This window comes from Flavobacterium chungangense LMG 26729 (assembly GCF_000735715.2).
GTDB lineage: Bacteria > Bacteroidota > Bacteroidia > Flavobacteriales > Flavobacteriaceae > Flavobacterium > Flavobacterium chungangense.
Genome location: NZ_JASY01000004.1, coordinates 247,860 through 261,406, shown reverse-complemented (window position 1 = coordinate 261,406; position 13,547 = coordinate 247,860). Strand labels below are relative to the sequence as shown.

The 13,547-nt window shown below is 32.8% G+C and carries 12 protein-coding genes; 10 read left to right on the top strand and 2 right to left on the bottom strand.

Annotation, left to right across the window (positions count from 1 at the left end; all coding sequences use genetic code 11):
- Positions 1-131: 131 nt before the first annotated feature.
- The 7 genes from JE46_RS10430 to truB all read left to right on the top strand — a co-directional run bounded on the left by JE46_RS10430 (position 132) and on the right by truB (position 6,888).
- Positions 132-479: a winged helix-turn-helix domain-containing protein gene (locus tag JE46_RS10430; protein ID WP_031455222.1), complete on the top strand. Its 348-nt coding sequence runs from the start codon at positions 132-134 to the stop codon at positions 477-479.
- 265 nt (positions 480-744) lie between these two features.
- Positions 745-3,303, top strand: a complete 2,559-nt coding sequence (locus JE46_RS10425) for a TonB-dependent receptor (protein WP_031455221.1) — start codon at positions 745-747, stop codon at positions 3,301-3,303.
- 31 nt (positions 3,304-3,334) lie between these two features.
- Positions 3,335-3,931 (top strand): molybdopterin-binding protein, encoded by a 597-nt coding sequence (locus JE46_RS10420; RefSeq protein ID WP_031455220.1) that lies wholly within the window; start codon positions 3,335-3,337, stop codon positions 3,929-3,931.
- 155 nt (positions 3,932-4,086) lie between these two features.
- Entirely contained in the window at positions 4,087-4,962 is an 876-nt protein-coding gene (locus tag JE46_RS10415; RefSeq protein WP_031455219.1) for a cell division protein FtsX, read from the top strand.
- Between the two features lie 58 nt (positions 4,963-5,020).
- On the top strand, positions 5,021-5,278 hold the full coding sequence (locus tag JE46_RS10410; protein WP_031455218.1) for a DUF3098 domain-containing protein: 258 nt from the start codon (positions 5,021-5,023) through the stop codon (positions 5,276-5,278).
- Positions 5,279-5,380: 102 nt separating this feature from the next.
- Entirely contained in the window at positions 5,381-6,190 is an 810-nt protein-coding gene (locus JE46_RS10405; protein WP_031455217.1) for an undecaprenyl-diphosphate phosphatase, read from the top strand.
- Positions 6,190-6,888 carry a tRNA pseudouridine(55) synthase TruB gene (gene truB, locus JE46_RS10400; protein ID WP_167343430.1) on the top strand — a complete coding sequence of 233 codons (699 nt, stop codon included), beginning with the start codon at positions 6,190-6,192 and terminating at the stop codon, positions 6,886-6,888. The genes JE46_RS10405 and truB overlap by 1 nt, the downstream gene beginning before the upstream one ends.
- Positions 6,889-7,265: 377 nt before the next feature.
- Here truB and JE46_RS10395 read toward each other — a convergent pair whose 3' ends face one another.
- Together JE46_RS10395 and JE46_RS10390 are read right to left on the bottom strand one after the other, a co-directional pair.
- Entirely contained in the window at positions 7,266-7,883 is a 618-nt protein-coding gene (locus JE46_RS10395; protein ID WP_031455215.1) for a thioredoxin family protein, read from the bottom strand.
- A gap of 139 nt (positions 7,884-8,022) precedes the next feature.
- The gene (locus JE46_RS10390; RefSeq protein ID WP_031455214.1) at positions 8,023-9,246 is read right to left on the bottom strand and encodes a DUF4272 domain-containing protein; all 1,224 of its coding nucleotides are present in this window, start codon (positions 9,244-9,246) and stop codon (positions 8,023-8,025) included.
- A 205-nt stretch (positions 9,247-9,451) separates the two neighbouring features.
- On the opposite strand from JE46_RS10390, the gene pyrH reads away from it, so the two are divergent.
- The 3 genes from pyrH (at position 9,452) to JE46_RS10375 (ending at position 13,500) form a co-directional block, all read left to right on the top strand.
- Positions 9,452-10,159, top strand: a complete 708-nt coding sequence (gene pyrH / locus JE46_RS10385) for a UMP kinase (protein ID WP_026983543.1) — start codon at positions 9,452-9,454, stop codon at positions 10,157-10,159.
- Between the two features lie 163 nt (positions 10,160-10,322).
- Entirely contained in the window at positions 10,323-10,886 is a 564-nt protein-coding gene (frr, locus tag JE46_RS10380) for a ribosome recycling factor (RefSeq protein WP_031455213.1), read from the top strand.
- A gap of 118 nt (positions 10,887-11,004) precedes the next feature.
- Entirely contained in the window at positions 11,005-13,500 is a 2,496-nt protein-coding gene (locus JE46_RS10375; protein ID WP_031455212.1) for a DUF5686 family protein, read from the top strand.
- The last annotated feature ends 47 nt before the right edge of the window (positions 13,501-13,547 follow it).

Genomic DNA, 13,547 nt, shown 5'->3' with positions numbered 1-13,547 from the left:
CTATTTCACTGACAAACAAATAAAATAACAAAATACGTATTTTGTTTAAGTAAAAATACGTAACATTGTAATCATAAATACGTATTTAAGATAATCGATTATCAAAAAAAGTTTCTTTTAAATCTGCATCGATGAGTGAAGATAAAAAATACAATATCGAAGTCCGGGTTTGGATTGAAGAATCTGAAGGTCCGTTTCTGGGAATTGGGAAAATCTGGCTTCTTGAAAACATAAAAAAAACAGGTTCAATTACCAATGCTGCCAAAGAAATGAAAATGGCGTATCGCCAGGCCTGGCAGCTGGTTGAAGAAATGAACAAGCGTGCCGAATCTCCTTTGGTCGAAAAATTACTGGGCGGAAAAGGCGGCGGCGGCGCACGACTGACTGAAGCCGGTGAAAAAGCTATAACTGTTTTTTACGAAGTCGAAAAACGAATTAAGGATTTTGCTATTAAAGAAACTCAAAACCTGAAATTTTAAAAATTTAAATAGCACTATTCATTTTAAAACATAATGATTGTGCATTTAAAAAAAATTAAATCCAGTGCAATATTTAGTGTCAGGCTGAGCGGAGTCGAAGCCTATTTATGGCATCAGCCTTCGACTCCGCTCAGGATGACAATTATTTAGCAAGAAGTAAGTTTAAATCAATTTTACAATGATTAAAAAAAATTAAATAACCAAAACCAGTTTTAATATTTTTCAGTATTCATTTAAAAACATACTGAAATAAAATTTGTATTTTATGAAGATAAAAATATACTTGTTTCTGTTTTTTATAAGTCTTAAATGCTTTTCTCAGACAGAAAATTCAAAAATAAATCAGGATAGTATTAAAAAAGAAGTCCTGAACGAAATTGTCATTACAGCCTCAAGACGTTCAGAAAATTTAATGCGATCCCCAATAAGTATCGAACAGTTAAAATCGGCGGAAGCCAAAATAATGGGATCACCAAGTATTTATGAAACACTCGAAAATGTAAAAGGAGTTCAGATTATTACGCCAAGTTTAGGTTTTAAAGTCATTAATACAAGAGGTTTTGCTAATACTACAAATGTGAGATTTGCCCAGTTAGTGGACGGAATCGACAATCAGGCACCACATTTAGGTGCGCCAATTGCCAATGCTTTAGGAGCGAACGATCTTGATATTGATAAAATCGAAATTATTCCGGGAACTGCAGCTGCTTTATATGGAATGAATGCGATCAACGGTTTAGCAAATATTCAAACTAAAAATCCATTTGACTATCAGGGAATCAGTATTCAGCAATTAACCGGTGTAAATCATGTTGGGAATACAGATCGGTTTTCCCCAAAAGTGTATTCGCAGTTTAATTTGAGAATTGCAAAAACTTTAAGTTCTAAATTGGCTTTTAAAGCAAACCTTTCTACAACCGGCGGAACGGATTGGGTTGCCGACGACAGAACCGATTTGGCTCCAAATGCAAATGCTTCAACCAATTTATTCGGAGCTGATAATCCGGCATATGACGAAGTAAACGGTTACGGAAACGAATCGGCGAACCGGAAAACATTAAACTTAAATGGTAAAAATTATGTTGTCGCCAGAACGGGCTATCGCGAAACTGATATTTCTGACTATGAAATTAAAAATTACAAAGCAGATCTGGGGTTATTTTTCCGCCCAAAAAAAGGGCATGAATTGGCTTTAACTTATAAAACCGCTCTTATCAATACCGTTTACCAGCGATCGAACCGGTTTCAATTAGACAATTATACTTTAAATCAGTTTTCAGCAGATTATCATACACCCGTTTTTCAGGTAAAAGCATATGCTACAACAGAGAATACGGGCGACTCATACAACATGCGATCATTGGCTGAAAATATGGACCGTGCTTTTAAATCAGACAATCAATGGTTTGCAGATTATAGCACTGCTTATAAAAACGCTGTAACAAATGGTGCCACTGTTGCCGATGCTCATAAAATAGCCCGAACAACATCTGACAATGGACGCTTTGAACCTGGAACTGATGCTTATGAAGCAAAGAAAAATGAATTAACAGACATCAACAATTGGGATATTGGTGCGGCGCTTCGTGTAAAATCGACTTTGGTTCATGGGGAAGGATTAATTAACTGGGACAAAGCTTTTACTTCTTTCTTAGAAAAAATAGATGCAAAACTTTTAAGCGGTTTCGATTACAGAAACTATATTATTGTTCCGGACGGGAATTATTTTATCAATCCCGAAAGCGATTCTGAGAATTTAACCTATCAAAAAACGGGTGCCTTTACTCAATTGACCAAAGGCTTTTTTTCTGACAAATTACGTTTGGGGGCAACTATCAGAATGGACAAAGCCGATTATTTTGATGCTAAATTCACTCCGCAGTTTACGGCTGTTTATTCTCCAAAAAAAACACTCAACTTTAGAGCTTCGTATCAAAACGGTTATCGTTTTCCGAGTATTTTTGAAGGATTTTCCAATGTAAATTCGGGTGGCGTAAAACGTGTTGGAGGTTTACGAATTATGTCTGACGGTATTTTTGAGAATTCGTATACAAAAGCTTCAATCGATAAATTTCAGGCACAGGTAAACAGCGATGTGAATACACTTGGTTTAACTCAGGCGCAGGCTATTGAGAAGAATAAAAATACGATTCAGAAAAATCCGTACACCTATTTAGAACCTGAATTTGTAAAATCATTTGAAGTTGGTTTTCGAGGAATGGCTTTAAACCAAAACCTTTTCATTGATGCCGATTTCTATTATAACTCTTATAAAAATTTCATCGCTCAGGTAGAAGCCAGTATTCCAAATACAACAGATCCAAGTTTGATTCCGACCTCATTATATTCAAGAACAACTCAAAACCGTTATCGTTTGTGGACGAATTCTAAAAGTAAAATTTACAATTATGGCGGAAGCTTAGGTTTAAAATACCGATTTGATCAAACTTTCACCGCATTAACCAATGTAACTTATACCAAACTAGACCGCACAGATGATAAAGATGGATTGGAAGATGGTTTCAACACACCGGAATTTAATATCAACGGAACTTTGATTGCCCAAAACATCTGGAAAAATCTAGGCGCAAGTGTAAGTGCACGCTATCAAAACAATTTTGATTATGTTTCTTTCCTCGTTAGCGGAAACGTACCGTCTTACTGGACTATGGATGCACAGGTAAATTACAATTTCAAAAAAGGCATTTCAGCAAAACTGGGCGGAACTAATATTTTAAACAAACCTTACACTTCTATCCTTGGCGGACCCTCTATTGGCGGATTGTACTATTTGTCATTAGTTTGGGAGACAAGTAAAACTTAATTTTTAAAAACTCACATTAATCTTTCTTGATATGAAAACTCTAAATTATATTCTCGTTCTTCTAATTGCATTTTCATCTACAATGTGCAATTCTTCTAAAAAAGATAACGAAGAAATTATTTCAACAGAAACGACATCAAAAACAGAAAAACACCAATACAAAACTCTTTCAGCAAACGATAGTCTAAAATTAATCAATCATGAAATTGAAATAAAAGGTGATATTGAATTTCCTTTACAATTGACGGTAGATTCTTTAAGAAAAATGAAAGTAGTTGTAATTGATAATTTCAAAATAATGGGTAAAAACGGCGAAATCAAAAAAGAAATTAAAACTTGTAAAGGCGTTCTTTTGAGAGATATTCTGGAAAAAGCCAAAATCAAACAAAACGGAAATAAAGACAGAAACTTTTATATCGTAGCAAGAGCTTCTGATGATTACAAAGCCACTTTTTCATGGGCAGAAATTTTTAATAATCCAACCGGAGAAAACACATTCATACTTTTTGAAGAAAATGGCAAATCGATTAAAAATGGTGAAATGATTGCGATTTGTAAAAATGATATTAAAACCGGTCCAAGACATGTTTATTGGCTAAAAAGTATTGAGGTTTACAAAGTGAAATAGCTTTTTTAAGATTCAAAGTTGCAAAGACTCATAGTTGTAAAGCTTTTTATACTGTTTATTTCAATATCTAATTGTACATTTATGGTATAAAAGTTCGTTATTAACTTCATATAAAGAAATTCTTTATTATTTTTACCACATAATTTAAGCAGACTATGAGTTCTAACTTTGATAAATTTCAAAAGCGCAGGTTAATTTCCTCTTATTTTTCGGTAGTATTAAGTGTATTCTTGGTTTTATTCCTTTTGGGAGTACTGGGATTATTCATTATTAATTCAAAAAAACTGGCCAATGATTTTAAAGAAAAAATCGCCATGACAGTTTTCTTTAAAAACGAAGCTACAGATAGTGTTACCAAGGCATTTGATACCGAATTAAAAAGAGCTCCTTTTGCAAAATCGTATGTATACGTTACCAAAGAAAAAGCGGCAAAAGAGCATACAGATATCATTGGCGAAGATTTCCTGACCTTTTTAGGAGAAAACCCATTATTGAATTCTTACGATATTCATTTAAAAGCAGATTATGTTGAAAGAGACAGTATCACAAGAATTGAAAGCGATTTGCGTAAAAACACGATGATCGAAGATATTGTTTACGACAAACAACTAGTAAACTTAGTAAATGACAATATCAAAAAAGTAAGTATGTGGATTTTGATTATCAGCGGTTTCCTTGCGGTGATTGCGGTTTTATTAATCAACAGTTCCTTGCGTTTATCCATTCATTCAAATAGATTTATTATTAAAACCATGCAAATGGTTGGAGCGACAAAAGCCTTTATTCGTAAGCCTTTTGTAGTGCGTAGTGTAAAACTTGGAATGTTGGGAGCTGGTTTAGCTATCATTGCCCTGATTGCTCTTTTAATGTATGTTGAAACTAATTTCCCGGGATTAGGAATTTTAGAAGACAAAGCCTTAATAGGATTGGTTCTATTAGCTGTTTTTGGATTAGGCGTTTTAATTACCTGGGTCAGTACACATTTTGCTACACAAAGATTCCTGAATTTAAGAACAGACGATCTTTATTAATTTTAGATTTAATAAAAAAAAAACCTTAAACCTCGCTTAGGGTGACAAAAAGATAATAATGAAAAATAATATTAAAGAAGAACAAGAACAACCTCAAAAACAAGAATTTCTTTTTGACGGCATCAATTACAAAATTTTATTGATTGGAATTGGCGTTATCGCACTTGGATTTTTTTTAATGTCTGGTGGAGGAAGTACTGATCCAAATGTTTTCAATGAAGATGTTTTTAGTTTCAGACGTATTCGTTTAGCTCCAACAACTGTTTTGATTGGTTTTGGAATCACGATTTATTCTATCTTTAAGAAATCTAAATAGACTTTTTTTAGATTTCTTAGACTGTAGATCTTTAGATTATTCGATTAATCTTTAAAAAAAGTCTAAAATCTAAGATGTCTAAGAATCTAAAAATCTAAATTAATGAATACATTACAAGCGATTCTTATTGCAATAGTTGAAGGATTAACAGAATATTTGCCGGTTTCTTCTACAGCACACATGATTTTCACAAGTTCTTTTTTCGGAATACAGGAAGATGATTTTGTAAAATTGTTTCAGGTTTCTATTCAGTTTGGGGCTATTTTGGCCGTTGTTGTTTTATATTGGAAGAAATTTTTTGACTTCAGTAAAATCAATTTTTATGTTAAGCTGGCTTGTGCTGTTATTCCTGCATTGATTTTAGGAAAATTATTTGATGACAAAATTGATGCTGTTTTAGGAAATCCTGTTCCGATAGCTATTGTTTTAATTCTGGGCGGAATTGTATTGCTTTTTATTGATAATCAATTCAAAAATTCAACTATTATTAATGAAGAAGATATTACAATAAAAAAAGCCGTAACAATCGGTTTTTGGCAGTGCCTTGCCATGATGCCCGGAACAAGCCGTTCTGCCGCTTCTATAATTGGCGGAATGCAGCAAGGATTAGACAGGCAGACTGCTGCAGAATTTTCGTTTTTTCTTGCCGTTCCTACAATGCTGGCAGTTACAACCTATTCATTGTTATTAAAAACTTATGAAGTTTCGCAACTGAAAGGTTACGAATTATTGACACAATCCCCTGACAATCTGAAATTATTTTTGATTGGAAACGTAATCGCATTTGTAGTAGCCATTATTGCTATAAAATCTTTCATTGGAATCATCAAAAAATACGGTTTTAAACCATGGGGTTATTACAGAATTGTGGCTGGAATACTTTTATTGGCGTATTTTTCCTTAAATAAATAATTTTGAAAACACCCGAAGAATATTTAAACGGACAAGTCTTACTGATTGATAAACCTTTAAAATGGAGTTCTTTTCAGGCTGTTAACAAATTAAAATACCTTTTAATTAATAAAGTTGGACTTCCAAAGAAATTTAAAATTGGTCATGCCGGAACTTTAGATCCTTTAGCTACAGGACTTTTATTAATCTGTACAGGGAAATTCACAAAAAAAATATCTGAACTTCAGGGGCAGGCAAAAGAATATACCGGAACGTTTTACATTGGAGCCACTACTCCATCATATGATCTGGAAACTGAAATCGATGAGACTTTTCCAACAGGTCATATTGATCAGGATTTAATTAATGAAACGGTAAAACAGTTTTTAGGTGAAATCGATCAAAAACCACCTATTTTTTCAGCCATTAAAAAAGATGGGGTTCGCTTGTATGAGCATGCACGTGCGGGAGAAACTGTCGAAATTGCCAGTAGAAAAACCACAATTCATGAATTTGAGATTACAAGAATTGAATTGCCTGAAATTGACTTTAGGGTAGTTTGCAGCAAAGGAACTTATATTCGGTCATTAGCTTTTGATTTTGGAAAAGCCCTTAGATCAGGTTCCCATTTGATCGTTTTGCGCAGAACAAAGATTGGTGATTATGATGTAAAAGACGCTATTGATATCACTTTGTTTGAAGAAAGATTAAAACTATAATAAATAAAAAAGCACATTACAAAATTAAGACCGTAGTAATGTGCCTTTGCCAGCTCTTGATAAAAAATAATATTATTTCATACTTAACAGAGTTAATAATGAGGTATATTTTTTCCTCCAAATAAAAATCTTGAAAAAAAATCGTAAAATCTTTCAAATAACTTTTTCATAACAGCGTATTTTTAATTAATTAATATTAAAATCAACACCAATAAAAAGAGTAAATTAAAGAATAAATAATAGATGTGGGATTTATATTACTAAGCTACAAAATATTAAATTAATAAAAAAGTATTTTGGGTATTTTTTATTACTAAAATTCTTGTTTTCAATGATTTATACAAAAACAAAGCATTTGAAAGATTTATTTATAAAAATCATAACCGGTCATACTTTATGTTTTCCATAATCTGAACCAATTCTTCCTGAACCGACATTCCTTTGTCTGCCAAATACCATAATTGCAGATCTGTTTTGATTTTCTCATCCACAACACCAAAATCTTTTTTATAATTGGTCATAAGTTCTGCGGCTCCTTTTGGTCTTGGTCCCCAATCTGCACGAACAATTCCTGCTTCTTTACAAATTACAATAACTTTTGGAATTGCCCTTCCCCCATTTGTTAAGTAATGACTCATTAATTCGTCATTTTCATCTCTTAAAACAATTCTCAGGTCAATTTTTTTATCCGAGGCCAAAACCATTTTGTTCAATATTGGAAGTATTTGCGCAGCATCCCCACACCAACCTTCAGAAATAACCAGCCAAATGTAGTGGTTGTTCAAATTTTGCAATTTCGAAATCGCTTCTTCAGAAATTTTAATAGTTTTCTCCAGACGGTTCATTCGGGCTTCATTCAAACTAGTATAATGCCTTAAACTTTCAGACTGTTCATCTCCGGTTGATTTCCCTTCTGATAATAAATCGGTAACTAATTTTCTATATTCAACATAGGAATAACTATGGAATAATGCTTTGGCTACAATACTTTTCATGTTCTTTGTTTTAGGTCTGATAAATTTAAGCAATTTAATAAAGCCCAAATAATGACTTTTGTCATAATAAAGAGAATAAATCTCTTAAACAAAAGTCATTAACAATTCTTACTTTTAATTAAAAGCGGTTATTACAATTCTAGGTATCACACGTTACATCATCCCAATCAGCTTCGCCATAATTTATCAGCCAGTTTAAAGCATAGTGCCGTTCGTACACCACTCCCGGATGAATCGCAGTCATCTCTTCTCCGTTTAACCTCGCATCCACACACGCCCAGTCTAATCTGTAATACAAATCGTTTAGTCCCAATATTTCTGATTTACTTTTGGTTTCAAAAACAGAATTAATAAAATCATTCGGATCTCGATCCGGAGCTACAGGGTATTCCTCTGCCGGAATATCATTTAAACTGCATAGTTTATCAGGAAATCCTAAATCCTCAATTTTATTTAATGCGAACATCAAAGTCCAAATAAATTCACATTTCCATGATTCATTACTTTTTTTCTGTTCCGTCGGATTCGCTAAAAAGTCTTTTTCATTTGGGGTAACAAAATCCCATAAATTATAATGCTGAAGATATTCGATCGCTTCTTGATTCGAGATAGTATCAAAAGCCACCAAATTGGTCATCGCCAAAACACAAACACGTACTGCTACTTCTTTTGGAGTTCTGAGAACAACACCTTCCTCCGGCTCTATATAAGGCAGATAATTATTTATTTTGATATGCTTTCCCCGCAGAATTTTTTCGCTGTTTGTTTTCCATTCCTTCTGAGATTCGGTTATTTCTACAAGCTCTTTGTCATAATAAATGCTGTTAATTTTTACATCTAAACCTTCAATTTCACAATTTCCATTAATATCCAGAATTAGATTTAAATTTTCATCCAGAAAATGCTGTTCATTAGATTGACTGATTATTGTTTTGGGCTGTACAAATAATACAGCTTCAAAATCTTTGGCTAACTTTTGAAGCAATTCTTTTAAATTCTTAGTCTGCCCTTTTTGCTGAGTAATTGAAAACTCTGAATTCAAGGTCTGAATTTTATGAAGAAATAACGATTTTACTTTTTCGTTATTGGAGTCTAAAGAATCTACATATCCATATAAACCTCTAAGATTTCCGGTTAGAGGAGAATCATCAGTTTCAGGCAGCTGATAAGATGGTTCTTTTCTTTCTCTGTATTGAACTGTTAGCTTGCTTCCGGAACTAAAGAAACCATCTTTAGTTTCAATTGAAGCAATTTGAGACCCATCCTGACTGGCACTTGTAATAGTACCTTTGGGATAACTGCTCCTGAGTACCTCAACTATTTTATCAAAACCAATCTGATGAGAATAAAGTGTACAAATCATAATTTTTAGCTTAGTTTTAAGTTATTATATTTATTTATTTTTTAAAAGGAAGAATCATCTGCTTCGTTATTTAAAATCAAAAAAACAAAAACAATTCTTACAAAAATAAAAGAATTTCATTCAAATATAGAGAGAAATTATTTTTGTAAACATTATTTCTAAAAAACAGAATATGTCTATATTTGCACAAACAAAAGCAACACACATGAAATATAAAAGAATTCTTCTAAAACTAAGCGGTGAAGCGTTAATGGGAGACTTACAATACGGAATTGACCCTAAAAGATTAGCCGAATATGCCGAAGAAATTAAGCAAATTCACAGTAAGGGAGTAGAAATTGCTATTGTTATTGGAGGTGGAAATATTTTTAGAGGAGTTGCAGGAGCAAGTGCCGGTATGGATAGAGTACAAGGTGATTATATGGGAATGCTGGCAACTGTTATCAACGGAATGGCTTTACAGGGTGCACTTGAAGACAAAGGAATGAAAACCCGTCTGCAGACTGCCTTAAAAATGGAGTCTATCGCAGAACCTTACATCAAAAGAAGAGCCGACCGTCATCTTGAAAAAGGAAGAATCGTAATTTTTGGTGCCGGAACCGGAAACCCATATTTTACTACCGATACAGCAGCTGTTTTAAGAGGAATAGAAATTAATGCTGATGTTATTCTAAAAGGAACCCGTGTTGATGGTGTTTATGATTGTGATCCTGAAAAAAATGCTTCGGCAGTAAAATTTGATTTTATTTCGTTTGATGATGTCCTTAAAAAAGGATTAAACGTAATGGACACAACTGCGTTTACTTTGAGCCAGGAAAATAAACTACCAATCGTTGTTTTTGACATGAACAAAATTGGAAACTTATTAAAAATCTGCGAGGGCGAAAACATCGGAACTGTAGTAAATATTTAGACAGCTTAGATTGTTAGAATTTAGATTATTAGATTTCTATCTATTTCGACAATCTTATAATATTCAAAAAATAAAAAATCATATTAGTTAGTATAATCAGATAATTGCTTTTTTAGAAAAATCTGAAAACCCAAAAAGTCTGAAAATCTAAAAATCTAAAAAAATGAGTGAAGAAATAGATTTTATATTAGAAAGTACTGAAGAATCAATGAATGGTTCTATTGCACATTTAGAAAAAGAGTTTCTTAATATCCGTGCAGGAAAAGCTTCTCCAGCTATGTTAGGAAGTGTTTTTGTAGATTATTACGGATCAGCAACACCTCTTTCTCAAGTGTCAAAAATCAGTGTTCCTGATGCAAGAACAATCACACTGCAGCCTTTTGAAAAAAATATGCTGCAAGTTATCGAAAAAGCAATTATGGTTGCCAATATTGGTTTCAATCCGATGAATAATGGGGATGTTATTATAATCAGTGTTCCGCCTTTGACAGAAGATCGCCGTAGAGAATTGGCAAAACAGGCAAAAGCTGAAGCCGAAGATGCTAAAATTGGTGTACGTAATGTTCGTAAAGATGCCAACACAGACATTAAAAAATTAGAAAAAGAAGGAACTTCTGAAGATATTTGCAAATCTGCAGAAGAAGAAGTTCAGAACTTAACGAATGCTTACATCAAAAAAATTGATGAATTATTGGCCGCAAAAGAAGCCGAAATCATGAAAGTGTAACTTATTTGTCACAAAATTAAGAATCCGTTTGGTTAAAATTATACCAGACGGATTTTTTTATTCTTATTTTTGCATACCAAAAATACATTCTTATCGTTTTGAATCCATATTACACTATATGAAGCTATTCTGTTTTTTAACTTTGTTTTTTACGCTGACTCTACATGCGCAATTTCAAATAAACGGAATTGTAAACGACTCTAAAAACAAACCTCTTCCGTTTGCTACTATTACTACTCCGGACAATAACAATACGATTACGGATGTTGATGGAAAATTTATACTTTCTTCTAAAGTAAAAATTACTTCTTTTACTGTTTCATATATTGGTTATCAAACGAAAGTAATCACCGTTTCAGACAACAAAAAGTTTTATCCAATTTCGCTTAAGCAAAGAACAGACAATCTCAAAGAAGTTATTATTTCGAATGAGAATCCTGCATTAGCAATTTTAAGAAAGGTTATTAGCAATAAAAACAATAATAACCCGCAAAAAAAATTAAATAGTTTTGAGTATAAAACGTACAACAAACTGATTGTAACAGCAAATCCTGACTCAATCAAGGGTAGAATTGACTCTTCTGCTGCTTATAAAGATTTAAAGAAAAAAAGAATTAATGTTGACTCTTCTGACTATAAATTTAAAGAACTTATAAGCAAACAGCATTTGTTTCAAACAGAAAAACTATCACAATATCAATTCGGAAACAAAAAACTCAAAGAAACCATTCTGGGTACAAAGATGGCAGGTTTTAAGCAGCCTGTTTACGAAATTATTGCTTTCAATTTACAGTCAATTTCTATTTATGATGCTAAATATGAACTTTTTGAAACCAAATACAATAATCCTATTTCTAATGATGCTTTAAAAGATTACAATTATAAATTATTAGATACTGTTGCTATTCAGGGCCGAAACACCTTTATGGTTTATTTTAAGAATAAGAAAAAAAGAAGAGCATCCGGCTTAGAAGGTGTTTTATATATTGATCAGGAAAATTATGCCATTGCAAAAGCAGTCATGCGCATAAAAGGGGTTCTCGACATTAGCGGAGTCCATGAATTTGAATATGTGCCCGAAGAAAAAATCTGGTTCCCGGGCAATACTACTTTTAAAATTGTAAAAGGGAAAAATGACGATGATATTAAAATTTTAGGCGGCACTATCCAGTTTGATGGAGATATAGAAGAAGGCTTTGAAATTAGAGAAAAAAGTGCTTCAGATTTTACTTATTTACTTTCTGAAAGCAATAATTTCGACATCCATTACAATACAACTACCCCAATAAATAACCCATCACTTTATATCGAAATTAAGGATGATGCCAGCAAAAAAACAGAAGATTTCTGGAACCAGTACCGAAAAGAAAGCCTTGATTTGAAAGGTCAGAAAACCTATTTATTACTAGACAGCCTGTCTGTTCGCAACAGAATCGAAAAACGTTTAGGAATAGGTCGGAAAATCATTAATGGTTTTTATCCAATAGGACCGGCTGATCTTGATTTGAAAAAAATCATCAGCTATAATAACTATGAAGGTTTCAGACTTGGACTTGGAGGCATTACAAACGAACGTTTTTCTAAATATTTCAGGATTGAAGGCTATGGAGCCTATGGTACAAAAGATGGAAACTTTAAATACAATTTGGGCTTTGGAGTTTTATTGGACAAAAACACTAATACCTGGCTAAACGGATCTTATACTGATGATGTCAGGGAAATTGCGAGCACTCTTTTTGCCGTTGACAAACGTGTTTTTAAAATTTATGATCCACGCCCTATTAACATTAGTACTTTCTATCATTATATTAGCTGGAAAACTAATCTTCAAACTAAAATTATTCCAAAAACAGAAGCTGTTTTAGAAATATCAAGAAATCAAATCGAACCTAAATTTGATTATCTTTTTAATTTAAACGGAAAATTATATTCAAGCTATGTGATGACCACAACAATGCTTTCGATAGTTTGGGCACCGTTTAGTGATTTTATGCAGACACCAACAGGCAGAAACGAAACTGAAAAGCGATTTCCAAGATTTACGTTTCAATATACACAGTCTTTGCCAAATGTTTTAGATAATGATTTTACATTCAGCAAAATAGATTTTAAAACTGAATATGAAAAAAAATATCTGAACGGTCAGAAAACCAGCTTTTTATTGCAGGGAGGCTTTGCTACAGGCGATGTACCTATAACCCATTTGTACAACACTATGCCAAACAATCTTAATAAAGAAACGATTATTCAGCGTATTACTTTTTCAGGAAGAAACAGTTTTGAAACCATGTATTTTAATGAGTTTTTCTCTAATCAGTATGCCTTTTTTCAAGTCAAACACGGTTTCAACCGAATTAAAATAATGAAAAAAGTCCGTCCCTCATTGGTATTAGTAACCCGAATGGCCTGGGGACATATGCAAAATCCTGAGCAGCATATTGGCCCAGCTTATAAAACTCTGGACAAAGGATTCTTTGAATCCGGGATTGAGTTAAACAAAATTTACAAAGGTTTTGGTTTAGGCGGTTTTTACCGATACGGACCAAATCAATTACCAAAATTCGAAGATAATATTGCCGTTAAAATTTCTTATGTTATCGATTTGGGATTGTAAATTAAATTCCAATCTTTTTAAATCCCAAATTCCAACCCAAAAAAGTT